Origin of the sequence: Citrobacter telavivensis (genome assembly GCF_041807075.1) — a bacterium.
Lineage (GTDB): Bacteria > Pseudomonadota > Gammaproteobacteria > Enterobacterales > Enterobacteriaceae > Citrobacter_A > Citrobacter_A telavivensis.
Genome location: NZ_JBGUBF010000001.1, coordinates 1,673,166 through 1,695,722, shown reverse-complemented (window position 1 = coordinate 1,695,722; position 22,557 = coordinate 1,673,166). Strand labels below are relative to the sequence as shown.

General features: G+C 55.0%; 20 protein-coding genes, 2 tRNA genes and 1 other RNA gene. 13 read left to right on the top strand and 10 right to left on the bottom strand.

Features of this window, described 5'->3' with window-relative positions; all coding sequences use genetic code 11:
* The 5 genes from prfA to kdsA are packed head-to-tail and all read left to right on the top strand — an operon-like array spanning nt 1 to nt 4,009.
* Nucleotides 1–1,083: a peptide chain release factor 1 gene (gene prfA, locus ACERJC_RS08030; RefSeq protein ID WP_046481068.1), complete on the top strand. Its 1,083-nt coding sequence runs from the start codon at nt 1–3 to the stop codon at nt 1,081–1,083.
* The gene (gene prmC, locus ACERJC_RS08025) at nt 1,083–1,916 is read left to right on the top strand and encodes a peptide chain release factor N(5)-glutamine methyltransferase (protein WP_373671418.1); all 834 of its coding nucleotides are present in this window, start codon (nt 1,083–1,085) and stop codon (nt 1,914–1,916) included. Before prfA ends, prmC begins: the two co-directional genes overlap by 1 nt.
* Complete coding sequence (gene sirB2, locus ACERJC_RS08020) at nt 1,913–2,305, top strand: invasion regulator SirB2 (RefSeq protein WP_178823822.1); 393 nt, start codon at nt 1,913–1,915, stop codon at nt 2,303–2,305. Before prmC ends, sirB2 begins: the two co-directional genes overlap by 4 nt.
* 3 nt (nt 2,306–2,308) lie before the next feature.
* Complete coding sequence (sirB1, locus tag ACERJC_RS08015) at nt 2,309–3,118, top strand: invasion regulator SirB1 (protein ID WP_046481065.1); 810 nt, start codon at nt 2,309–2,311, stop codon at nt 3,116–3,118.
* A gap of 36 nt (nt 3,119–3,154) precedes the next feature.
* Complete coding sequence (kdsA, locus tag ACERJC_RS08010; RefSeq protein WP_046481064.1) at nt 3,155–4,009, top strand: 3-deoxy-8-phosphooctulonate synthase; 855 nt, start codon at nt 3,155–3,157, stop codon at nt 4,007–4,009.
* Nucleotides 4,010–4,062: 53 nt separating this feature from the next.
* On the opposite strand, the gene chaA is transcribed toward kdsA, so the two are convergent.
* The gene (gene chaA / locus ACERJC_RS08005; protein WP_373671417.1) at nt 4,063–5,163 is read right to left on the bottom strand and encodes a sodium-potassium/proton antiporter ChaA; all 1,101 of its coding nucleotides are present in this window, start codon (nt 5,161–5,163) and stop codon (nt 4,063–4,065) included.
* Between the two features lie 273 nt (nt 5,164–5,436).
* On the opposite strand from chaA, the gene chaB reads away from it, so the two are divergent.
* The gene (gene chaB, locus ACERJC_RS08000) at nt 5,437–5,667 is read left to right on the top strand and encodes a putative cation transport regulator ChaB (RefSeq protein WP_373671690.1); all 231 of its coding nucleotides are present in this window, start codon (nt 5,437–5,439) and stop codon (nt 5,665–5,667) included.
* A gap of 196 nt (nt 5,668–5,863) precedes the next feature.
* Complete coding sequence (locus ACERJC_RS07995) at nt 5,864–6,559, top strand: gamma-glutamylcyclotransferase (RefSeq protein WP_152404306.1); 696 nt, start codon at nt 5,864–5,866, stop codon at nt 6,557–6,559.
* 48 nt (nt 6,560–6,607) lie between these two features.
* Here ACERJC_RS07995 and ACERJC_RS07990 read toward each other — a convergent pair whose 3' ends face one another.
* Together ACERJC_RS07990 and ACERJC_RS07985 are read right to left on the bottom strand one after the other, a co-directional pair.
* Nucleotides 6,608–6,853 (bottom strand): DUF1883 domain-containing protein, encoded by a 246-nt coding sequence (locus tag ACERJC_RS07990; RefSeq protein WP_046481060.1) that lies wholly within the window; start codon nt 6,851–6,853, stop codon nt 6,608–6,610.
* 263 nt (nt 6,854–7,116) lie between these two features.
* Nucleotides 7,117–7,470 carry a DsrE/DsrF/TusD sulfur relay family protein gene (locus ACERJC_RS07985; protein WP_152404307.1) on the bottom strand — a complete coding sequence of 118 codons (354 nt, stop codon included), beginning with the start codon at nt 7,468–7,470 and terminating at the stop codon, nt 7,117–7,119.
* Between the two features lie 209 nt (nt 7,471–7,679).
* On the opposite strand from ACERJC_RS07985, the gene ACERJC_RS07980 reads away from it, so the two are divergent.
* The gene (locus tag ACERJC_RS07980) at nt 7,680–9,086 is read left to right on the top strand and encodes a YchO/YchP family invasin (protein ID WP_373671416.1); all 1,407 of its coding nucleotides are present in this window, start codon (nt 7,680–7,682) and stop codon (nt 9,084–9,086) included.
* Here the strand turns inward: ACERJC_RS07980 and narL are convergent, their stop codons facing one another.
* Nucleotides 9,087–9,737: a two-component system response regulator NarL gene (gene narL / locus ACERJC_RS07975; protein WP_042318615.1), complete on the bottom strand. Its 651-nt coding sequence runs from the start codon at nt 9,735–9,737 to the stop codon at nt 9,087–9,089.
* On the bottom strand, nt 9,730–11,526 hold the full coding sequence (gene narX / locus ACERJC_RS07970; RefSeq protein ID WP_373671415.1) for a nitrate/nitrite two-component system sensor histidine kinase NarX: 1,797 nt from the start codon (nt 11,524–11,526) through the stop codon (nt 9,730–9,732). Before narX ends, narL begins: the two co-directional genes overlap by 8 nt.
* Before the next feature lie 353 nt (nt 11,527–11,879).
* Here narX and ACERJC_RS07965 point away from each other — a divergent pair, with 353 nt between their 5' ends.
* The 5 genes from ACERJC_RS07965 (at nt 11,880) to narI (ending at nt 20,338) form a co-directional block, all read left to right on the top strand.
* Nucleotides 11,880–13,271, top strand: a complete 1,392-nt coding sequence (locus ACERJC_RS07965; protein ID WP_152404310.1) for a NarK family nitrate/nitrite MFS transporter — start codon at nt 11,880–11,882, stop codon at nt 13,269–13,271.
* 407 nt (nt 13,272–13,678) lie between these two features.
* Nucleotides 13,679–17,422 (top strand): nitrate reductase subunit alpha, encoded by a 3,744-nt coding sequence (locus tag ACERJC_RS07960; RefSeq protein ID WP_373671414.1) that lies wholly within the window; start codon nt 13,679–13,681, stop codon nt 17,420–17,422.
* Nucleotides 17,419–18,954: a nitrate reductase subunit beta gene (narH, locus tag ACERJC_RS07955; RefSeq protein WP_373671413.1), complete on the top strand. Its 1,536-nt coding sequence runs from the start codon at nt 17,419–17,421 to the stop codon at nt 18,952–18,954. The genes ACERJC_RS07960 and narH overlap by 4 nt, the downstream gene beginning before the upstream one ends.
* A complete protein-coding gene (gene narJ, locus ACERJC_RS07950; protein ID WP_373671412.1) occupies nt 18,951–19,661 on the top strand; it encodes a nitrate reductase molybdenum cofactor assembly chaperone in 711 nt (236 codons plus the stop codon). Before narH ends, narJ begins: the two co-directional genes overlap by 4 nt.
* A complete protein-coding gene (gene narI, locus ACERJC_RS07945) occupies nt 19,661–20,338 on the top strand; it encodes a respiratory nitrate reductase subunit gamma (RefSeq protein ID WP_152404316.1) in 678 nt (225 codons plus the stop codon). The genes narJ and narI overlap by 1 nt, the downstream gene beginning before the upstream one ends.
* Before the next feature lie 272 nt (nt 20,339–20,610).
* On the opposite strand, the gene ACERJC_RS07940 is transcribed toward narI, so the two are convergent.
* The 5 genes from ACERJC_RS07940 to ACERJC_RS07920 form a co-directional block, all read right to left on the bottom strand.
* Nucleotides 20,611–20,742, bottom strand: a non-coding RNA gene (locus ACERJC_RS07940) — RtT sRNA.
* A 43-nt stretch (nt 20,743–20,785) separates the two neighbouring features.
* A tRNA-Tyr gene (locus ACERJC_RS07935) sits at nt 20,786–20,870 on the bottom strand.
* Nucleotides 20,871–20,902: 32 nt separating this feature from the next.
* Nucleotides 20,903–20,987, bottom strand: a tRNA-Tyr gene (locus tag ACERJC_RS07930).
* Nucleotides 20,988–21,146: 159 nt separating this feature from the next.
* A complete protein-coding gene (gene purU, locus ACERJC_RS07925) occupies nt 21,147–21,989 on the bottom strand; it encodes a formyltetrahydrofolate deformylase (RefSeq protein WP_152404318.1) in 843 nt (280 codons plus the stop codon).
* A gap of 55 nt (nt 21,990–22,044) precedes the next feature.
* Complete coding sequence (locus ACERJC_RS07920) at nt 22,045–22,500, bottom strand: YchJ family protein (protein ID WP_152404321.1); 456 nt, start codon at nt 22,498–22,500, stop codon at nt 22,045–22,047.
* Between the last annotated feature and the right edge of the window lie 57 nt (nt 22,501–22,557).

Below are 22,557 nucleotides of genomic sequence, written 5' to 3'. Positions count from 1 at the left end.
ATGAAGCCTTCTATCGTTGCCAAACTGGAAGCCCTGCATGAACGCCATGAAGAAGTTCAGGCGCTGCTGGGTGATGCGGGAACCATCGCAGACCAGGAACGTTTTCGCGCATTGTCGCGTGAGTATGCACAACTTAGCGATGTTTCTCGCTGTTTTACGGACTGGCAACAGATTCAGGACGATATCGAAACAGCACAAATGATGCTCGACGATCCTGAAATGCGTGAGATGGCGCAGGAAGAACTGCGCGAAGCGAAAGACAAAAGTGAACAACTGGAACAGCAGTTACAGGTGCTGCTGCTGCCGAAAGATCCGGACGATGAGCGCAATGCGTTTCTGGAAGTTCGCGCCGGGACCGGCGGTGACGAAGCCGCCCTGTTTGCCGGCGATCTGTTCCGCATGTACAGCCGCTATGCGGAAACACGCCGCTGGCGGGTGGAGATCATGAGCGCCAGCGAAGGCGAGCACGGCGGGTATAAAGAGATTATCGCCAAGATCAGCGGCGACGGCGTCTATGGTCGCCTGAAATTTGAGTCCGGTGGACATCGCGTGCAGCGTGTCCCGGCCACAGAATCGCAGGGACGTATCCACACTTCCGCCTGTACCGTAGCGGTGATGCCAGAGTTACCGGAAGCCGAACTGCCGGATATCAACCCGGCCGACCTGCGTATTGATACCTTCCGTTCCTCCGGTGCGGGTGGCCAGCACGTTAACACCACCGACTCCGCCATTCGTATCACCCACCTGCCGACCGGCATTGTGGTGGAGTGTCAGGACGAACGTTCGCAGCACAAAAACAAAGCCAAAGCGATGTCGGTGCTGGGCGCGCGTATTCGCGCAGCCGAAGTGGCACGACGTCAGCAGGCGGAAGCCTCAACGCGTCGCAACCTGCTGGGCAGCGGCGATCGCAGCGACCGTAACCGGACCTACAACTTCCCGCAGGGGCGTGTAACCGATCACCGCATCAACCTGACGCTCTACCGTCTGGATGAAGCGATGGAAGGCAAACTGGATATGCTGATTGAGCCTATCGTGCAGGAATACCAGGCCGATCAGCTGGCGGCGCTGTCCGAGCAGGAATAATGGATTTTCAGCACTGGTTACGAGAGGCGATAAGCCAGCTACAGGAGAGTGAAAGCCCGCGCCGCGATGCCGAGATCTTACTCGAATTCGTGACCGGAAAAGGGCGCACGTATATCCTGGCATTTGGTGAAACGGCAATAACCGACGCCCAGCGTGAACAGCTGGACTGGTTACTGGCGCGTCGCAAACAGGGGGAGCCCATTGCGCACTTGACCGGCGTACGCGAATTCTGGTCATTGCCGCTGTTTGTCTCGCCCGCCACGCTTATCCCGCGTCCGGATACCGAATGTCTGGTGGAACAGGCGCTGGCGCGTCTGCCGTCAGGCCCGTGCCGTATTCTCGATCTCGGTACCGGCACCGGCGCGATTGCGCTGGCGCTGGCGTCTGAACGTCCTGACTGTGAGGTTACGGCGGTCGACAGGATGCCGGAGGCCGTTGAACTGGCGCAGCGTAATGCCACCCATCTGGCCATTAACAATGTTCATATCCAGCAAAGCGACTGGTTTAGCGCCTTGCCGGGGCAGCAGTTTGCGATGATTGTCAGCAATCCGCCGTACATTGACGAACAGGATCCGCATCTGGCGCAGGGCGATGTCCGCTTTGAACCGCTGACCGCCCTGGTCGCCCGCGATGGCGGAATGGCCGACATTGTGCACATCATCGAACAATCGCGCACGCGGCTGGAAGCCGGCGGTTATCTGCTGCTCGAGCACGGCTGGCAGCAGGGCGCTGCCGTACGTGACGCCTTCATTCGCGCGGGTTACCAGGCGGTAGAAACCTGTCGTGATTATGGTGATAACGAGCGTATTACGCTCGGACGTAAACCTGCATGAACAGCGTTACGCTCTTGCTCAGCGTTCACCTCATCAGTATTGCGCTTTCCATTAGTCTGTTTGTGTTGCGCTTCGGGTGGGGTGAATGTCACTCTGCGCGGGCTCACGCGCGCTGGACGCGCGTCGTCCCGCCGGTTGTTGACACCTTTTTGCTGCTCAGTGGCGTGGGGTTGATCGCTAAAACGCACATCCTGCCATTCACGGAGCAGGGGACATGGCTGACTGAGAAGCTGTTTGGAGTTATCATTTACATCGTTTTGGGTTTTATTGCGCTCGATTACCGTCGGGCGCGCAGTCGGCAGGCGCGGTTAATCGCGTTCCCGCTGGCACTGGTGGTGCTGTACATCATCATTAAACTCGCCACCACAAAAATACCGTTACTGGGGTAAGTCATGAGGTCGTTAGCTGATTTCGAATTTAATAAAGCGCCATTGTGTGATGGGATGATCCTGGCATCGGAATCGATCCGTCTGGATTTTCCTTCGCAAACTGTCTACGACGAGCTGGAACGTCTGGTCAGCCAGGCGCAAGAAGAAATTAGCCAGCTTTTGTCTCAGGATGAGCAACTGGAAAAATTGCTGGCACTTTTCTACGGCGAGTGGGGTTTTACTGACACCCGCGGCGTTTACCGTTTGTCCGATGCATTATGGCTTGACCAGGTACTGAAGAACCGCCAGGGCAGCGCGGTGTCTCTGGGGGCGATCTTATTGTGGATCGCCAACCGGTTGTCATTGCCGCTGGTACCGGTGATTTTCCCGACGCAGCTTATTTTGCGTATTGAGTCGCTGGAAGGCGAAATGTGGCTTATCAACCCGTTCAATGGTGAAACGTTGAATGAGCATACGCTGGAAGTATGGCTGAAGGGGAATATCAGTCCGGTCGCAGAGCTATTTAACGAAGACCTGGATGAAGCGGATAACGCAGAAGTCATTCGCAAGCTGCTGGACACGTTGAAATCTTCTCTAATGGAAGAACAACAGATGGAACTGGCGCTGCGTGCGAGTGAAGCGTTACTGCAATTTAACCCGGAAGATCCGTACGAAATACGTGACCGGGGCTTAATTTATGCGCAACTGGAATGTGAACATGTCGCGCTGACCGATTTAAGCTATTTCGTTGAACAGTGTCCGGAAGACCCAATCAGCGAAATGATTCGTGCGCAGATTAATAACATCTCGCACAAGCAAATTGTCCTGCATTAATTTATCGACATTCTTACTCATCATTAAGGCGATCCTATGAAACAAAAAGTGGTTAGCATTGGCGACATCAAGGTAGCAAACGATCTACCGTTCGTGCTGTTTGGTGGTATGAACGTGCTGGAATCGCGCGATCTGGCGATGCGCATTTGTGAGCACTACGTGACCGTTACCCAGAAACTGGGTATCCCTTACGTGTTCAAGGCCTCTTTTGATAAAGCCAACCGCTCCTCTATCCACTCCTACCGTGGACCGGGCCTGGAAGAAGGGATGAAAATCTTCCAGGAACTGAAGCAGACCTTTGGCGTGAAAGTGATCACCGACGTTCATGAAGCCAGCCAGGCGCAGCCGGTTGCTGACGTTGTGGATGTGATTCAGTTACCGGCGTTCCTCGCGCGTCAGACCGATCTGGTGGAAGCGATGGCGAAAACCGGCGCAGTCATCAACGTGAAGAAACCGCAGTTCGTGAGCCCGGGTCAGATGGGTAACATCGTGGATAAATTCCATGAAGGCGGTAACGATAAGGTGATCCTGTGTGACCGTGGGGCAAACTTTGGTTATGACAACCTGGTCGTTGATATGCTGGGCTTCAGCGTGATGAAGAAAGTCTCCGGTAACAGCCCGGTCATTTTCGATGTGACCCACGCGTTGCAGTGCCGCGACCCCTTCGGTGCAGCCTCTGGCGGCCGTCGCGGTCAGGTGACTGAGCTGGCGCGTGCGGGTATGGCGGTCGGTCTGGCCGGTCTGTTCATCGAAGCGCACCCGGATCCGGCCAACGCGAAATGCGACGGTCCGTCCGCGCTGCCGCTGGCGAAGCTGGAACAGTTCCTTGTGCAGATGAAAGCGGTTGACGATCTGGTGAAAAGCTTTGACGAGCTGGATACTGAGAACTAAGTCTCGCAGAAACAGAAAACCCCGCCGCAGCGGGGTTTTTTTTGCCTGCAAGGTCAGGCAAATATCGTCATCAGATAGGCGATAAACAGTGCCAGATGTGCCGCACCGTTCAGCACGTTGGTGCGTCCCGTTGAGAACGAGATATGGCACAGCACCAGCGACGCCACCATCACGACCATTTCCGGCGCGCCTAAGCCGAACACCAGGTCATTCCCCGTTGCCCATGCAATCAGCGTCACCACCGGTACCGTCAGGGAGATGGTTGCCAGCACCGAACCAAAGAACAGGTTCATTGCTCTCTGTACCTGATTATTCAACACGGCCTTCAGCGCCCCAAGCCCCTCCGGGGAGAGGATCAGTAGTGCGACAAGGAAGCCGGTAAAGGCGACCGGGGCGTTCAGCTCAGTCAGCAGCGTCTCCAGCGGGTTCGCGTTCATCTTGGTGACGGCAATCACCGCAATCAGATGAATCACCAGCCAGACGGCATGCCACAAATTGCTGTGCGCTGAGGGCTTACCGTGATGCGGGTCGTCATCGTCGCTGTCATCTTCATGCTCATAGACAAACAGGCTCTGGTGCGTTTTGGTCTGAATGAGCAGGAACACGCCGTACATCGCGGCAGAAATTAAAGCGACCAACAGCGCCTGGCTGGTGGTGAAATTCGCGCCCGGCAGCGCCATTGGAAAGACCAGCACGATAATCGCCAGCGGAAACAGGGCAATAAGATACTGCTTAATACCGAACAGGTTCATATACTGCGTTGCGAATTTACGCCCGCCCAGTAACAGTGAAAAACCCACCAGACCACCGGTCACAATCATGATGATGGAATAAAGCGTGTCGCGCATCAGCGTGGGTGCCGCATCGCCAGTCGCCATCAGGGCTGAGATCAAGCTAACTTCGAGAATGACCACTGACAGACTCAGAATGAGTGAGCCATAGGGTTCGCCGAGGCGGTGGGCCAGTACGTCGGCGTGACGAACAACGCTAAAGGCGCTGCTTAAAATACCAATCAGGGCAAGAAGGTTAATTCCGATCACCGCTGGTAGTGAATGGCTGCTTCCCCAAAGGAACAGCACTACCAGCGCCACAACCGGGAAAATAAGCGATGTCTCCTTATGGCGGGTTTTCACCGCCTCTTGTGCATGTGTCATTAATGCTCTCCATCTCTGCAGGTCGATTTTAGTTATAAATGTAATAAAGCGTGTAAAAAATAACAGAAAACGCAGACTTTCTGGTGATATTTTACGAAATTTTACGGCATTCCCGCATTTCACCTTTAAAACGACAGAAAGAGAAACTCTTGCTTTTTGAATGTTTAAATAACAACACCTTATGATGGCCGTAGGGTTAATAAACCTTTTTGCAGTGGCAGCGGCGTCCAGGGTTGACCACACTTAAGGTTTAGCCAAAAAGCGGAGTCAATGATGCCTTATCAAGCAAAAAAAGATCTACCAGACAGTGTACAGCACGTCTTACCCGCCCATGCCCAGGCTATCTACAAGGAGGCGTTCAATAGCGCCTGGGAGCAGTATAAGGACAACGCCTCTCGCCGTGATGATGCCAGTCGGGAAGAGACCGCGCATAAAGTCGCGTGGGCGGCAGTGAAAAAAGAGTATGCCAAAGGTGAAGATGATAAGTGGCATAAGAAAACCTAACCACTTAACTTATAAGGTTTAACGCTACAGCCCCCGTGAACGCATGGGCGAATCGTGCTACCCGCAACCGTTGCAGCCTTGCAAGCGGCCCGTGAATTGCATATTGTCGTGATATTGGTTTCAAAATGAGCAGTTAAAATGCCCGGAAGGCGTCAAAAAGTTGTCGCAGGGAAGTATGCAGTGGCGGAGGTGTAAGGTGTTAACGCGTGATTTCTTGATGAATGCCGATTGTAAGACGGCATTTGGTGCTATTGAAGAATCACTCTTATGGTCAGCAGAACAACGTGCGGCGTCCCTTGCGGCGACGCTGGCTTGTCGACCAGATGATGGACCGGTGTGGATCTTCGGTTATGGATCGTTGATGTGGAACCCGGCGCTAGAATTTGATGAGTCATGCACCGGTACGCTGGTGGGATGGCATCGGGCATTTTGCCTGCGTCTTACGGCAGGGCGCGGAACCGCGTGCCAGCCGGGGCGAATGCTTGCACTGAAAGAGGGCGGGCGCACCACTGGCGTGGCCTATCGTCTCCCGGATGCTTCGCTTGAGCAGGAGTTAACCCTGCTGTGGAAGCGAGAAATGATCACCGGTTGCTATCTGCCAACCTGGTGCCAACTGGCGCTGGACGACGGGCGAACGGTGAATGCGCTGGTGTTTATTATGGACCCGCGCCATCCGCTGTATGAGTCGGACACGCGTGCGCAAATTATCGCCCCGCTGATTGCCGCCGCCAGTGGGCCGCTTGGCACCAACGCGCAGTACCTGTTTTCGCTCGAACAGGAGTTGCAGAAACTTGGAATGCAGGATGAATGCCTTAACGACCTGGTGACTAACGTTCGGGGGTTGTTAGGTGAATCTCTGCCGGAAGGTGTTTTGCGCCCGGGTTTCGCGTGAGGCTTATATAAACCCGGTAGGCACAGGCGCTACCGGGCAATTCGCGTATCAGGCGGCGATATAACTGATGGAATGTTCAAGCGACTGGCTATGGCTGTCGATCAATACATTCCAGACGCCGGTATACGGTACGGTCAGCCACGCGTTATCACGATTTTGCACGCTTAATATGTCGGTCTGCGCGTCTTTAACGTGATTCTTCTCGCTCATCAGATGAATGTGGCAACACTCAGAACAGCGTACGACCACAGTATCCCCACCAAATAACTTCAAACTTGCCTTTACTAATGCCATTTCTCACCCCGTATTGAAAACAACGTACTTCCCTTAGGAAGTGCTGCGTGATGTTGTTCACATTTTACCCATGAGGCATAACACCAAAGAGTTAGGCTTCGGATGCTGATTTTGATCAAAAAATGGCATAACGATTAAACAATAGTGACAAAACGCCTGAGAAAAGCGTGATCGGGCGCACTTACTTTTGGTAAAGATACGCCCCAATAAGATTAAATTCGGAAATTACCGGCTGTTTCAGCAAGCTCACCTGAAAAGAGTGATTAGAACGTCAGAACTTTGTCGGCGGCCAGCGTCCACTGCGCCAGTTCTACCAGCGTGCCGACTTCCACGCCGTCAATCAGCGGCAGCGCCGTGATCCCGCGTCCGTCTGTGCAGGTCTTGCACAGTTTGACCGGGACATTCTGGGCGGTGAGAATCTCCAGCATCTGCTGAATGTTATAGCCTTCTGCGGGCTTCTGACCGCGTAAACCCGCGGTGACGGCATCCGACATCAGAAACAGTCGCAGGTCGAGATCGCCCGCCTGCTCACGTAACGCGATCGCCAGTCTCAGGCTGTTGAATAACGATTCGCTACCGTATGCCGCACCGTTGGCAATGATCACTATCTTTTGCATGTTGACTCCTGTAAGCGGGGAGGTTTGATTTGTCAGCCCGTTATGTTACCGCGCAAGCGGAGTGTTACCAATGAAAGTCTGACGAAAAGGAATACCAGGCAAGAGTAAGGATATTCCTGAAAGTGTGAGAAAGCCTGCAAAACACCCCTGAGTCAGGTAAGCTTTTAACGTGTTAAGTTAACTGAACTGTGTAAGAAGCCATCGTCGATTTGAGCCGTTTTGTATCGCATCCCGTCCCTCTCTGGTTACTCTTGCTGCTGGCAGGCGGTACGGCCAGTGCACAATCCTCCTTTATGCAACAGGCCGAAAATCCCTTTGACAATAATCAGGATGGGCTGCCCGATCTGGGGATGGCGCCCGACTCGCATGAAGGCGAAAAACATTTCGCCGAGATGGCGAAAGCCTTTGGCGAGGCGAGCATGATCGACAACGGTCTTGACACCGGTGAGCAGGCAAAACAGTTTGCCTTTGGCCAGGTGCGCGACGCGGTGAGTGAGCAGGTGAATCAACACCTGGAATCCTGGCTGTCGCCGTGGGGCAGGGCCAGCGTCAACGTACAGGTCGATAACGAAGGCAATTTCAACGGCAGTCGCGGAAGCTGGCTCGTTCCCTGGCAGGATAACTCGCGCTACCTCACCTGGAGTCAACTGGGGCTTACCCAGCAGGATGACGGACTGGTGAGTAATGTGGGTATCGGCCAGCGCTGGGCGCGCGACGGTTGGCTGCTCGGCTATAACACCTTCTACGATAATCTGCTGGATGAAAACCTTCAGCGCGGCGGACTGGGTGCCGAAGCGTGGGGGGAATACCTGCGACTTTCGGCCAATTATTACCAGCCGTTTGCCTCATGGCGCGCCCATACGCCGACGCTGGAGCAACGAATGGCGCGCGGTTACGACGTCACGGCTGAAATGCGTATGCCGTTCTACGAATTTCTCAACACCCGCGTCAGCGTGGAGCAATATTTTGGCGACAGCGTGGATCTGTTCGATTCAGGAACGGGCTATCACAATCCGGTGGCGGTGAAGTTGGGGCTGAACTACACCCCGGTTCCGCTGGTGACCGTAACCGCTCAGCACAAGCAGGGAGAGAGCGGCCTCAGCCAGAACAACCTCGGACTGAACCTGAATTACCGCTTCGGCGTGTCGTTGAAAAAACAGTTGGCGGCAAGCGAAGTGGCGGAAAGTCAGTCGCTGCGCGGAAGCCGCTATGACAATCCGCAGCGCAACAACCTGCCGACGATGGAGTATCGTCAGCGTAAAACCCTGAGCGTATTTCTGGCGACCCCGCCGTGGGATCTGCATGCGGGCGAAACGGTACCGCTAAAATTACAGGTGCGCAGTCTGCATGGCATTCGCCATATCACCTGGCAGGGGGATATGCAGGCGCTGAGTCTGACGGCAGGCGCAAACGCAGAAAGTGCTGAGGGCTGGACGGTCATTATGCCGGCCTGGGACAGCAGCGAAGGGGCGAGTAACCGCTGGCGACTGTCGGTGGTGGTGGAAGATGAGAAGGGGCAGCGTGTCTCTTCCAATGAGATCACGCTCGCGCTAACTGAACCGTTTATGACAATGCCAGAGGACGATCCGCGCTGGAGGTTGCTCCCGGAGGAGTAATCAGAAGATGCGTTCCTGATGCACCCACACTGCCGCTTCGACGCGTGATTTGAGCTTCATTTTCTTCAGCATATGCTTCACGTGGACTTTCACCGTGCTTTCGGTGATATCCAGACGGCGGGCAATCATTTTGTTTGGCAGGCCCTGGGCGATAAGCTTCAGAATGTCGCGCTCACGTGGGGTCAGTTGCGTGACGTCGCGATCGGAGGTGGCTCGGTTGGCGCGCAGGCTGGCAGCCAGCACCGGCGTTAACGCTTCGCTTAATACCATCTCTCCGGCAGCAGCCTGCTGTAACGACTTAAGCAAGTCTTCCGGTTCCATGTCTTTCAACAGATAACCGTCAGCGCCGCGCTTGAGCGCCGTCACGACATCCTCTTCATGATTCGACACGCTGAACACCACAATTCGACCGGACAGCGCCTTCTCACGCAGTTTGTCGAGGGTTTCCAGCCCGTTCATCCCCGGCATGTTCAGGTCGAGCAGGATCAGATCCGGGTCAAGCGATTCGGCCAGTTCGATACCCTGCTCGCCGTTACTGGCTTCACCGACCACAGTAATATCGGGTGCCATGCTGACAAGCTGTTTGACGCCGGTCCGCAGCATCGGATGATCGTCGATGAGCAGGATAGTTGCCGGTTCCTGATTATTCATGGGTATCTCCTTGAACTTCTGTGAAGTATTTTTCGGGAATAAAGGTGACAGCGACTTCAGTACCGCCCGTCTCGCGACGGCGTACCTGGCAATCTCCGCGCAGGCTCTGCGCCCGGTCGCGCATGATGATCATGCCATAGTGGTTACTGCGTTCGGCATTCTCAGGAACGCCGCAGCCGTTGTCTTGTACAGTCAATTTAACCTGCTTGCCCTTTAGCGCTACGGTGACTATCACTTCATCAGCGTGAGAGTGCTTAAGCGCATTGCTTAAGGCTTCGCGGGCAATTTGCAGTAGATGAATCGCCTGATGCGAAGGCACCAGACGCGGTGGTAGCTGATAATCCAGTTTCACCGTAAAGCCAAAACGGGCGCTGTATTCCTGACAACTGGCTTCCAGCGCCGGGCGTAGACCGGGCTCGGTCAACTGTAAGCGGAACGTGGTCAACAGTTCGCGCAGTTGCGCCCAGGAAGCGTTCAGTTCGTTGCGGATCTGGCTCAGCAGGTCGCGGCTGCTGTCCGGCAACGTCTCTCCCTGCATTTGCAGGCAACTGACCTGCATCTTCATACAGGACAGTGATTGTGCAATAGAATCATGCAGTTCGCGCGCAATGGTTGCACGCTCTTCCATGACAATCAACTGCTGCTGGCGTTCCTGATTGCGATCCAGCGCCAGCGTTGCGGTGAGTTGTTCCACGACGGTATCCACCAGTTGCTGCTGATCGTGACTCAGGTGACGCCCCTGCGGCAGGGTCGCCAGTAAAATGCCGTATTGGGTGTGGGTGTCCGTTAAGCGCCATTTCAGCGTCATTCCCCCTTCAATTTGCGGCAGCGCGTCGCGCGGGCAGAGATGGCACCCCTTATCATCACAGCTGATATCGGACTGGCAGGTAAATTCCTGATGGTTATCTTCGTCTTCCTGGTCATACACCCGCAGTTCGATGTCATGCATTTGGGTCAGGTTTTGCAGACCGTTCAGCACCGGGGAGAGCCGTTCGCAAAGCGGTACCGGTGAATGCAGACGACGGTTCGCCTGCCAGAGAAAAGAGAGGATCTGGTTTTTCTGCTCCAGCCCGGCGGTTTTTTCCCTGACGCGCTGTTCGAGCACCGAATAGCTTTCCGCCAGTTCGTCTGACATGTTATTAAGCGCATCGCCGAGCATCGCCATCTCATTGCGCCCGCCGATCTGCGCGCGCTGAGTGAAGTCGCGCTGGCTGACGGCACGGGCCATCGACAGCAGTTGTTTCCACGGCTGAAGCAGACGCGCCCGCAACCAGATAATGGTAAAGACCAGCAGCAGCGCCATGAAAATCGCCATCACCCGGTGGACCATGACCACGCGTTCGATGCGCATTTCGGTGATGTGATCAAACGCGGAGACGAGCCTGTCAAGACCGGTGACGAACTGGCTGACGTCGGCGGCGACGGCCTCTCTGCTGCTGGCCTGTTGCAGGCCAGGAGACAGTTCGCGATGCCAGTAATCCTGGAGTGCGCGCAGTTGCGCCTGCTGGCCGTCGCGTTCTGCCGCACGGGTGAGTTCCGGGCTGAACGCCGTCTGTTCCATCTCATTAAGCAGTTTCTGGTCGTCAGCGTTCAACGGCACCGCCGCGAGCAGGCGATAGCTTTGCATCCGCAGTGAGCCCGCTTTATTGATGGCGTGCGCACTGCCCTGTACGCCCTGGACCAGCCAGCCAGAGACAGCCATACCCGCCACGCCAATGGCGGTAGAGAGCATCACAATGAGCGCCACCTGGTTAACCAGCGTGAGCGGAGAGAGACAACGTTTTAGCATAAAACCTTCTTCCTTCAGGCCTCCGGACAGCGAATGAGGAAACCTTAATGAATGACGAGACTGCCGGTCAGAATTGGGCAGTGGCGTTATTCTCGACCATCCCCTGGAGTATACCCATACCTAAAACGAGTTACCTCTTAATTGCCGCGATCGGAGAGGATTTGAGGAAGGGGGGACCTGGGGCGGGCAGCACTGTGAAAAACCACGTATTTCTTGTCGAATTATTCTACTCACTTAGGGTGATCATGATTTTTTTGCTGTGATATCGACAACTTTTCCTTTGATTTATATCAACTTACCTTGCGCTGTAAACCCTAATGTTGCAGGCATCGAATCGAGTATCAGAGGTGTCTATGAGTCACTCATCCGCCCCGGAAAGGGCATCTGGAGCTGTAATCACAGAATGGCGGCCGGAAGACCCGGCGTTCTGGGCGCAGCGAGGTCAACGTATCGCCAGTCGCAACCTGTGGATTTCCGTCCCTTGTCTGCTGCTGGCGTTTTGCGTCTGGATGTTGTTCAGCGCTGTTGCGGTGAATCTGCCGAAAGTCGGCTTCAACTTTACGACTGACCAACTGTTTATGCTGACGGCATTACCGTCGGTCTCCGGCGCGTTGTTACGTGTGCCTTACTCTTTCATGGTACCGGTCTTTGGCGGCCGTCGCTGGACCGCGTTCAGTACCGGGATCCTGATTATTCCGTGCGTTTGGTTAGGGTTTGCGGTGCAGGATACTTCCACACCGTTCAGCACCTTCATTCTGATCTCTTTGCTTTGCGGTTTTGCCGGCGCGAACTTTGCCTCCAGTATGGCGAACATCAGCTTCTTCTTTCCGAAACAGAAGCAGGGCGGTGCACTGGGGCTGAACGGCGGTTTGGGGAATATGGGCGTCAGCGTCATGCAACTGGTTGCGCCGCTGGTGGTCTCTCTGTCGATATTCGCCATCTTTGGCAGCCACGGGGTTGAACAACCGGACGGTTCACAGCTGTATCTGGCGAATGCCGCGTGGGTCTGGGTACCGTTTCTCGCTCTCTTTACGCTGGCGGCCTGGTTCGGCATGAACGAACTGGCGACGTCGAAGGCGTCACTGAAAGAACAACTGCCGGTCCTCAAACGTGGTCACCTGTGGATCATGAGCCTGCTCTATCTGGCGACTTTTGGCTCGTTCATCGGGTTTTCCGCAGGCTTTGCGATGCTGTCAAAAACGCAGTTCCCGGAGATTCAGATCCTGCACTATGCCTTTTTTGGTCCCTTTGTCGGCGCGCTGGCGCGTTCGGCGGGCGGGGCTATCTCTGACCGTTTAGGCGGGACGCGCGTCACGCTGGTGAACTTCGTGCTGATGGCCATTTTCAGCGGCCTGCTGTTCCTGACGTTACCGACTAATGGTACCGGCGGCAGTTTCATCGCCTTCTTCGTGGTCTTCCTTGCGCTATTTATGACGGCAGGGCTGGGCAGTGGTTCCACCTTCCAGATGATCTCCGTTATCTTCCGTAAGCTAACGATGGATCGCGTGAAGGCGGAAGGCGGCTCTGAAGAGAAAGCGATGCGCGAAGCGGCGACCGATACGGCGGCAGCGTTAGGCTTTATTTCAGCGATTGGGGCCATTGGCGGCTTCTTTATCCCGAAAGCATTTGGCACCTCGCTGGCCTTAACCGGCTCGCCGGTTGGCGCGATGAAAGTCTTCCTGATCTTCTATATCGCCTGTGTGGTTATCACCTGGTTGGTATACGGGCGGCATTCGAAAAAATAAAAAGAGCAGTCATGTATCCCCCATTTGCGCGGCGTTAGACCGCGCTTTTTTTGCTTCTTATTTAGTTACAACATACTTTTGATTTGTTGTTCGCACCATTCTGCCACCCCCTCAGCCGGAGGGTGTCTCCAGGGGGCATACCCCTTAATACCCACTTGTAAAGAATTAAACATTCGCCGAATGCGTGATGAATAAAATAATCAATTAAATCAATATAATAAATGAAATAATCAAATCATCCGAAAGGGGTATGTCCAGATTTACTCCCCGTTTTCATCCCTTTCCGCCTTGATCGTTATCAATTCTGACGCCCTTTCAGAGCGTTACCTTCGCTCTCAATCAAGCAATGTCGATTTATCTGAATGTCGATTTATCAGAGAGCCGTCAGGCTCCACAGGAGAGAACCGATGAGTAAATTCCTGGACCGATTTCGCTACTTCAAGCAGAAGGGTGAAACCTTTGCCGATGGGCACGGCCAGCTTCTCGAAACCAACCGGGACTGGGAGGATGGATATCGCCAGCGCTGGCAGCACGACAAAGTTGTGCGTTCAACCCACGGGGTTAACTGCACCGGCTCATGCAGCTGGAAAATCTACGTTAAAAATGGTCTGGTGACCTGGGAAACCCAGCAAACGGACTACCCACGTACCCGTCCGGACATGCCAAACCACGAGCCTCGCGGCTGTCCGCGCGGCGCCAGCTACTCCTGGTATCTCTACAGTGCTAACCGTCTGAAATATCCGTTGATGCGTAAACGTCTGATGAAGATGTGGCGTGAAGCGAAGAAACTGCACAGCGATCCGGTTGACGCCTGGGCCTCCATCATTGAAGACGCAGATAAAGCAAAAAGCTTCAAACAAGCGCGTGGTCGTGGTGGTTTCGTCCGCTCCTCCTGGCAGGAAGTCAATGAACTGATTGCCGCCTCCAACGTCTATACCGTGAAAACGTACGGTCCTGATCGCGTGGCTGGCTTTTCGCCGATCCCGGCGATGTCAATGGTCTCCTATGCGTCCGGCGCGCGTTACCTCTCCTTGATTGGCGGGACCTGCCTGAGCTTCTACGACTGGTACTGCGACCTGCCTCCGGCCTCACCGCAGACCTGGGGTGAGCAGACTGACGTGCCGGAATCCGCTGACTGGTACAACTCCAGCTACATCATCGCCTGGGGTTCTAACGTTCCCCAGACCCGTACGCCGGATGCCCACTTCTTTACCGAAGTCCGCTATAAAGGCACTAAAACCGTTGCGATAACGCCGGACTACGCTGAAATCGCCAAACTGTGCGACCTCTGGCTGGCCCCGAAACAGGGGACTGATGCGGCGATGGCGCTGGCAATGGGGCACGTCATGCTGCGTGAATTCCATCTCGACAACCCGAGCCAGTACTTTACCGACTACGTGCGTCGCTACACCGACATGCCAATGCTGGTGATGCTGGAAGAGCGTGACGGTTACTATGCTGCGGGTCGTATGCTGCGCGCCGCAGACCTTGTTGACGCGCTGGGCCAGGAAAACAACCCGGAATGGAAAACCGTTGCCATCAACAGCAATGGCGATATGGTCGCGCCGAACGGTTCTATTGGTTTCCGCTGGGGCGAGAAGGGCAAATGGAACCTTGAGCAGCGCGACGGGACGACCGGTGCCGAGACGGAACTGCAATTGAGTCTGCTGGGTAGCCAGGACGAGATCGCCGAGGTGGGCTTCCCGTACTTCGGCGGTGAAGGCACTGAGCACTTCAATAAAGTTGAACTGGAAAACGTGCTGCTGCACAAACTGCCGGTTAAACGCCTGCAACTGGCGGACGGCACCACGGCGCTGGTTACCACCGTTTACGATCTGACGATGGCCAACTACGGTCTGGAACGCGGTCTGAACGATGCTAACTGCGCAACCAGCTACGACGATATCAAAGCGTACACCCCGGCGTGGGCAGAGCAAATTACCGGCGTTCCGCGTGCGCAGATCACCCGCATCGCGCGTGAATTTGCTGACAATGCGGATAAGACGCACGGTCGTTCGATGATCATCGTCGGTGCCGGTCTGAACCACTGGTACCACCTCGATATGAACTATCGCGGGCTTATCAACATGCTGGTGTTCTGTGGCTGTATCGGCCAGAGCGGCGGCGGTTGGGCGCACTATGTCGGCCAGGAAAAACTGCGTCCGCAGACCGGCTGGCAGCCGTTGGCGTTTGCCCTTGACTGGCAGCGTCCGGCACGTCACATGAACAGTACGTCGTACTTCTACAACCACTCCAGCCAGTGGCGCTACGAGACGGTTACCGCGCAGGAGCTGCTGTCGCCGCTGGCGGATAAATCGCGCTACAGCGGACATCTGATTGACTTCAACGTGCGTGCCGAGCGCATGGGCTGGCTGCCGTCGGCACCACAGCTTGGCACCAACCCGCTGACCATCGCACAAGAGGCGAAGAAGGTCGGGATGACGCCGGTGGATTACACCGTCAAGTCGCTGAAAGACGGTTCGATTCGTTTCGCGGCCGAACAGCCGGAAAATGGGAAAAACCATCCACGCAACCTGTTCATCTGGCGCTCCAACCTGTTGGGCTCCTCCGGTAAAGGTCACGAATTCATGCTGAAGTACCTGCTGGGAACCGAGCACGGTATTCAGGGCAAAGACCTGGGCAAGCAGGGCGGCGTGAAGCCGGAAGAAGTGGAATGGCAGGACAACGGTCTCGACGGCAAACTGGATCTGGTGGTAACGCTGGACTTCCGTCTGTCGAGCACCTGTCTGTACTCCGATATCGTGCTGCCAACCGCTACCTGGTATGAGAAAGACGACATGAATACCTCGGATATGCATCCGTTTATTCATCCGCTTTCCGCCGCCGTTGACCCGGCATGGGAATCAAAAAGCGACTGGGAAATCTACAAGGCTATCGCGAAGAAATTCTCAGAAGTGTGCGTGGGGCACCTCGGGAAAGAGACGGATGTCGTCACGCTGCCAATTCAGCATGATTCTGCCGCCGAACTGGCACAGCCGCTGGATGTGAAGGACTGGAAAAAAGGCGAATGTGACCTGATTCCGGGCGTTACCGCGCCGCATATCCTGACCGTTGAACGTGATTATCCGGCAACGTATGAGCGTTTTACCTCGATTGGTCCGCTGATGGAGAAAATCGGTAACGGCGGTAAAGGGATCGCCTGGAACACGCAGAGCGAAATGGATCTGCTGCGCAAGCTTAACTACACCAAGGCAGACGGCCCGGCGAAAGGCCAGCCAATGCTCAATACCGCCATTGACGCGGCAGAGATGATCCTGACGCTGGCCCCGGAAACGAACGGTCACGTGGCGGTGAAAGCCTGGGCGGCGCTCAGCGAGTTTACCGGTCGCGACCATACCCATCTGGCGACGAACAAAGAAGAGGAAAAAATCCGCTTCCGCGATATCCAGGCCCAGCCGCGCAAAATCATCTCCAGCCCGACCTGGTCCGGTCTTGAAGATGAACACGTCTCCTACAACGCGGGCTATACCAACGTTCATGAGCTGATCCCGTGGCGCACGCTGACCGGTCGCCAGTCGCTGTATCAGGATCATCAGTGGATGCGTGATTTCGGCGAAAGCCTGCTGGTTTATCGTCCGCCAATTGACACCCGTTCGGTGAAATCGGTGATGGGCGAGAAATCCAACGGTAACCCGGAAAAAGCGCTCAACTTCCTGACGCCGCACCAGAAGTGGGGCATTCACTCCACCTACAGTGACAACCTGCTGATGCTGACGCTGGGGCGCGGTGGTCCGATTGTGTGGATGAGTGAAGTGGATGCCAACGATCTGGAGATCAAAGATAACGACTGGATCGAAGTGTTCAACAGCAACGGTTCGTTAACTGCGCGCGCAGTGGTGAGCCAGCGTGTCCCCGCGGGTATGACCATGATGTATCACGCACAGGAACGTATCGTGAACATTCCAGGCTCAGAAATCACCGAGCAGCGCGGCGGTATTCATAACTCGGTCACCCGTATTACGCCGAAACCAACTCACATGATCGGCGGCTATGCGCAGTTGGCCTACGGCTTTAACTACTACGGCACCGTCGGTTCGAACCGCGATGAGTTCGTGGTGGTACGTAAGATGAAGAACATTAACTGGTTGGATGGCGAAGGCAATGACCAGGTACAGGAGAGCGTAAAATGAAAATTCGTTCACAAGTCGGCATGGTGCTGAATCTCGATAAGTGCATCGGCTGTCACACCTGTTCCGTGACCTGTAAAAACGTCTGGACCAGCCGTGAAGGTGCTGAATACGCGTGGTTCAACAACGTTGAAACCAAGCCTGGCACCGGCTTCCCGACCCACTGGGAAGATCAGGAAAAATACAAGGGCGGCTGGATCCGAAAAATCAACGGCAAAATCCAGCCGCGCATGGGCAACCGTGCGATGCTGCTGGGTAAAATCTTTGCTAACCCGCATCTGCCGGGCATTGATGACTACTACGAGCCGTTTGATTTCGATTATCAGAACCTGCATAACGCAGCCGAAGGTAAGCATCAGCCGATCGCGCGTCCGCGCTCGCTGATTACCGGTCAGCGGATGGCGAAAATCGAAAAAGGGCCGAACTGGGAAGACGATCTGGGCGGTGAGTTTGAGAAGCTGTCGCAAGACAAGAACTTCGAAAACATGCAGAAGGCGATGTACGGCCAGTTTGAAAACACCTTCATGATGTATCTGCCGCGACTGTGTGAACACTGCCTCAACCCGGCGTGTGTGGCGACCTGCCCGAGCGGCGCCATCTATAAGCGTGAAGAAGACGGCATCGTGCTGATCGACCAGGACAAGTGCCGTGGCTGGCGGATGTGCATTACCGGTTGCCCGTACAAAAAAATCTACTTCAACTGGAAGAGCGGTAAGTCTGAGAAGTGCATCTTCTGCTACCCGCGTATCGAAGCCGGTCAGCCGACCGTGTGCTCCGAAACCTGCGTGGGCCGTATCCGTTACCTTGGCGTGCTGCTGTATGACGCGGATGCGATTGAAAATGCAGCAAGCACCGAGCATGAGAAAGATCTCTACCAGCGCCAACTGGATGTGTTCCTCGATCCGAACGATCCGGCGGTCATTGAACAGGCGCTGAAAGACGGTATTCCGCTGAGCGTCATTGACGCGGCGCAGCAGTCGCCAGTTTATAAAATGGCAATGGACTGGAAGCTGGCGCTGCCGCTACATCCGGAATATCGCACGCTGCCGATGGTGTGGTATGTACCGCCTCTGTCACCGATTCAGTCGGCGGCGGATGCGGGCGAACTGGGCAGCAACGGCATTCTGCCTGACGTGGACAGCCTGCGGATCCCGGTTCAGTACCTCGCTAACCTGCTCACCGCAGGTGATACCCAGCCGGTATTGCTGGCGCTGAAACGTATGCTGGCGATGCGCCACTACAAACGTGCGGAAACGGTTGACGGCAAAGTGGACACCCGCGCGCTGGAAGAGGTGGGCTTAAGCGAAGCACAGGCGCAGGAAATGTACCGTTACCTAGCGATTGCCAACTACGAAGATCGCTTCGTGGTGCCGAGTAGCCACCGTGAACTGGCGCGTGATGCATTTCCGGAGAAAAGCGGTTGTGGCTTTACCTTCGGCGACGGTTGCCACGGTTCTGATACTACGTTCAACCTGTTTAACAGCCGCCGCATTGATGCCATCGATGTGACCAGTAAAACGGAGCCGCACCAATGATTGAACTCGTCATTGTTTCGCGTCTGCTTGAGTACCCGGATGCTGCCCTGTGGCAGCATCAGCAGGAACTGTACGATGCACTCGCGTCATCTGAAAATCTCAATAAAGAGGATGCGCATACGCTCAGCGTTTTCCTGCGCGACTTAACCGCGCAGGAGATGCTGGATGCGCAGGCCAATTACAGCGAACTGTTCGACCGCGGTCGGGCAACCTCGCTGTTGCTGTTCGAACACGTCCACGGTGAGTCTCGCGACCGCGGTCAGGCGATGGTTGACCTGATGGCACAGTACGAGCAGCACGGTTTGCAGCTCAACAGCCGTGAGCTGCCGGACCATCTGCCGCTGTATCTGGAGTATCTGGCACAGTTGCCCAAGCGCGAGGCGCTGGGCGGGTTGCAGGACATTGCCCCGATTCTGGCGCTGCTGGGTGCGCGTCTGCAACAGCGTGAAAGTCACTATGCGGTACTGTTCGATCTGCTGCTGAAACTGGCGAATGCGGCGATCGACAGCGACAAAGTCGCACAGAAAATTGCGGATGAAGTTCGCGATGATACGCCGCAGGCGCTTGATGCGGTCTGGGAAGAAGAGCAGGTGAAATTCTTTGCCGATCAGGGCTGCGGCGAGTCTGAAATTTCCGCTCATCAGCGTCGTTTTGCCGGAGCCGTTGCGCCGCAATATCTGAATATCACCACCGGAGGACAGCAATAATGCACTTCCTGAATATGTTCTTCTTTGACATCTACCCGTACATTGCCGGGTCCGTGTTTCTGATTGGTAGCTGGTTGCGTTACGACTATGGTCAGTACACCTGGCGTGCCGGGTCCAGTCAGATGCTGGATCGCAAGGGGATGAACATGGCATCGAACCTGTTCCATTTTGGGATATTGGGGATCTTTGCCGGCCACTTCCTCGGCATGCTGACGCCGCACTGGATGTATGAAGCCTGGCTGCCTATTGAAGTGAAACAGAAGATGGCGATGATTGGCGGCGGTGCGGCGGGCCTGATGTGCCTTGTCGGCGGTGTACTGTTGCTTAAGCGTCGTCTGTTCAGCCCACGCGTGCGGGCAACCACCACCGGAGCCGATATCCTGATCCTTTCGCTGCTGGTGATCCAGTGCGCGTTGGGACTGTTGACTATTCCGTTCTCCGCCCAGCATATGGACGGTAGCGAAATGATGAAACTGGTGGGCTGGGCACAGTCTGTGGTGACCTTCCACGGTGGCGCGTCTGCGCATCTGGAGGGCGTGGCGTTTATCTTCCGTCTGCATCTGGTGCTGGGGATGACGCTGTTCCTGCTGTTCCCGTTCTCCCGGCTGGTACACATCTGGAGCGCGCCGGTCGAGTACCTGACGCGCAAATACCAGATTGTTCGCGCCCGTCACTGATACGGAATTTGTGCTGTTAAACCCTGCTCCGGCAGGGTTTTTTTTATGGGCACGGTGCTACCTGAATTGTCGGATGGCGCTGCGCTTATCCGACCTACATGATGGCGATCTGGTAGGCCCGGAAAACGAACTGCCACCGGGCAAAGGTTGCCTGCTGAAACGCTTTCTCGCTTTGCTCGAATCGAACCTTAATCGACGTTTCTCATCCTTCCCGCATGGGCAGAATATAGGGCATTAGAGTTTGAATTTAAACGGGGACAATAGGGACGTGATGGTGGCGGGGGAAGGATTATTCGTCGCTTCGCTCCTCACCCTTCGGGCCGTTACCTACGGTAACGTTCTCTCGCTTTCGCTCGAGTCGAACCTTAATCGAAGGCTCTCACCCTTCCCGGTAAGTGCAAACTTCTGCATAACTTATTGGGGTTGCTACATTGCCGTAGCAAATAATGGTGGCGGGGGAAGGATTCGAACCTTCGAAGTCGATGACGGCAGATTTACAGTCTGCTCCCTTTGGCCGCTCGGGAACCCCGCCAGGGGTATGATGCTTTGATATCTCGAAAGAGATGGTGGTGGGGGAAGGATTCGAACCTTCGAAGTCGATGACGGCAGATTTACAGTCTGCTCCCTTTGGCCGCTCGGGAACCCCACCACGGGGTAATGCGCTTTACTGGCCTGCTTCCATTTCGGGAAGCGGGGCGCATCATATCAAATGATGCGCCCCTGTAAAGCATTCCGGTGAGAAAAATAAACTGGTTGCCTGATTTTTACCCGCAAAGGCGTAAAGCTAACCAATTCATTTCTCAGTCGATTAAAGAATAATCGTCCGATTGCCGTAGACAAAAACGCGCTGGGCAAGCACCTGATACAACGCGCGGCTCAGCACGTTCTTTTCGACGTCGCGCCCGGCTCGCATCATATCTTCCGCCGTGTAGGTGTGATCCACATGAATAACGTCCTGCATGATGATCGGACCTTCGTCCAGATTGTCATTCACATAGTGCGCCGTCGCGCCGATGATTTTCACTCCGCGCTCGTAAGCCTGGTGGTAAGGTCGTGCACCAATGAATGCCGGCAGGAATGAGTGGTGAATATTGATAATTTTGTTCGGGAAGCGGGCCACAAATTCCGGCGTCAGCACGCGCATATATTTCGCCAGCACCACGTAATCCGGTTGGTGTGCGTCAATCGCGTCCGCCATCTTCTGGTCGTGCTCTTCGCGGGTTAAACCTTCATGACTGACCAGTTCGAAGGGAATTTCAAAACGCTCAACCAGCGAACGCAGCGTTTCGTGATTGCCAATCACCGCGGCAATATCCACATCCAGCCCGCCATAGTTGGCTTTCATTAACAGGTCACCCAGACAATGCGCTTCTTTGGTGACCAGAATCACCACGCGACGACGTCCGGCGGGATTCAACTCACGAATGGAGCCTTCCGGCAAGGCGCTGTCCAGATCGGCCAGCAGCGTGGAGTCGTTAAAAATCCCTTCCAGTTCGGTACGCATGAAAAAGCGCCCGGTTCGGTGGTCTACAAACTCATTGTTCTGCACGATATTCAGTTCATGTTTGTAGCAAATATTCGTAATCCGCGCGATAAGCCCTTTCTGGTCAGGGCAGATGGTACGAAGCACTTTTCGTTGTAAAGAATGCATTGCAGCGGTAATCCTGTTGATGATGTTTGCTAAGTGAATACTGTCGGGCGGTTGACTAGCCGCAGCATTTTTTAAATTTTTTACCTGAACCACAAGGGCAGGGGTCGTTACGTCCCAATTGCGGGCGTGTACCATCGATATAGTACCACTGACCGTTTTCTTTTAAAAAACGAGAACGTTCAATGATCGCCCCCGGTTTATCGTGTTCGCGAAAACGGGCGACAAAACTGACGTAGCCGGTGTTGTCGGCCTCAGAGACGGTGTGCTCGAAAACGGTTAGCCCCAGCCATTCGGTCGTGGCAAATCCGGCACCGATCTCATCCCGAAAACGGGCCGCGTGACAGGTCGGATGCCAGGTTCTGATTAAATAATCTGCGTCTTTCATCACAAAAGCGCAGTAGCGCGAACGCATGAGGTGCGATGGATCGGGTGCGACTTGCTCACCAGACAGATATCGGTGGCAACATAGGCTATACTCGACTGCGCTACCACAGGGACAACGTTGAGACACAAAAAACTCCCTGATAAAAAAACGGCGTATAAAAAAAGCCTGGGTAGCACTATGTTA

Bases quoted from the DNA above. Each gene is read 5' to 3' on its own strand.
- prfA (WP_046481068.1), top strand. From the start codon at position 1: ATGAAGCCTTCTATCGTTGCCAAACTGGAAGCCCTGCATGAACGCCAT.
- prmC (WP_373671418.1), top strand. From the start codon at position 1,083: ATGGATTTTCAGCACTGGTTACGAGAGGCGATAAGCCAGCTACAGGAG.
- sirB2 (WP_178823822.1), top strand. From the start codon at position 1,913: ATGAACAGCGTTACGCTCTTGCTCAGCGTTCACCTCATCAGTATTGCG.
- sirB1 (WP_046481065.1), top strand. From the start codon at position 2,309: ATGAGGTCGTTAGCTGATTTCGAATTTAATAAAGCGCCATTGTGTGAT.
- kdsA (WP_046481064.1), top strand. From the start codon at position 3,155: ATGAAACAAAAAGTGGTTAGCATTGGCGACATCAAGGTAGCAAACGAT.
- chaA (WP_373671417.1), bottom strand. From the start codon at position 5,163: ATGACACATGCACAAGAGGCGGTGAAAACCCGCCATAAGGAGACATCG.
- chaB (WP_373671690.1), top strand. From the start codon at position 5,437: ATGCCTTATCAAGCAAAAAAAGATCTACCAGACAGTGTACAGCACGTC.
- ACERJC_RS07990 (WP_046481060.1), bottom strand. From the start codon at position 6,853: ATGGCATTAGTAAAGGCAAGTTTGAAGTTATTTGGTGGGGATACTGTG.
- ACERJC_RS07985 (WP_152404307.1), bottom strand. From the start codon at position 7,470: ATGCAAAAGATAGTGATCATTGCCAACGGTGCGGCATACGGTAGCGAA.
- narL (WP_042318615.1), bottom strand. From the start codon at position 9,737: ATGAATAATCAGGAACCGGCAACTATCCTGCTCATCGACGATCATCCG.
- narX (WP_373671415.1), bottom strand. From the start codon at position 11,526: ATGCTAAAACGTTGTCTCTCTCCGCTCACGCTGGTTAACCAGGTGGCG.
- ACERJC_RS07965 (WP_152404310.1), top strand. From the start codon at position 11,880: ATGAGTCACTCATCCGCCCCGGAAAGGGCATCTGGAGCTGTAATCACA.
- ACERJC_RS07960 (WP_373671414.1), top strand. From the start codon at position 13,679: ATGAGTAAATTCCTGGACCGATTTCGCTACTTCAAGCAGAAGGGTGAA.
- narH (WP_373671413.1), top strand. From the start codon at position 17,419: ATGAAAATTCGTTCACAAGTCGGCATGGTGCTGAATCTCGATAAGTGC.
- narJ (WP_373671412.1), top strand. From the start codon at position 18,951: ATGATTGAACTCGTCATTGTTTCGCGTCTGCTTGAGTACCCGGATGCT.
- narI (WP_152404316.1), top strand. From the start codon at position 19,661: ATGCACTTCCTGAATATGTTCTTCTTTGACATCTACCCGTACATTGCC.
- purU (WP_152404318.1), bottom strand. From the start codon at position 21,989: ATGCATTCTTTACAACGAAAAGTGCTTCGTACCATCTGCCCTGACCAG.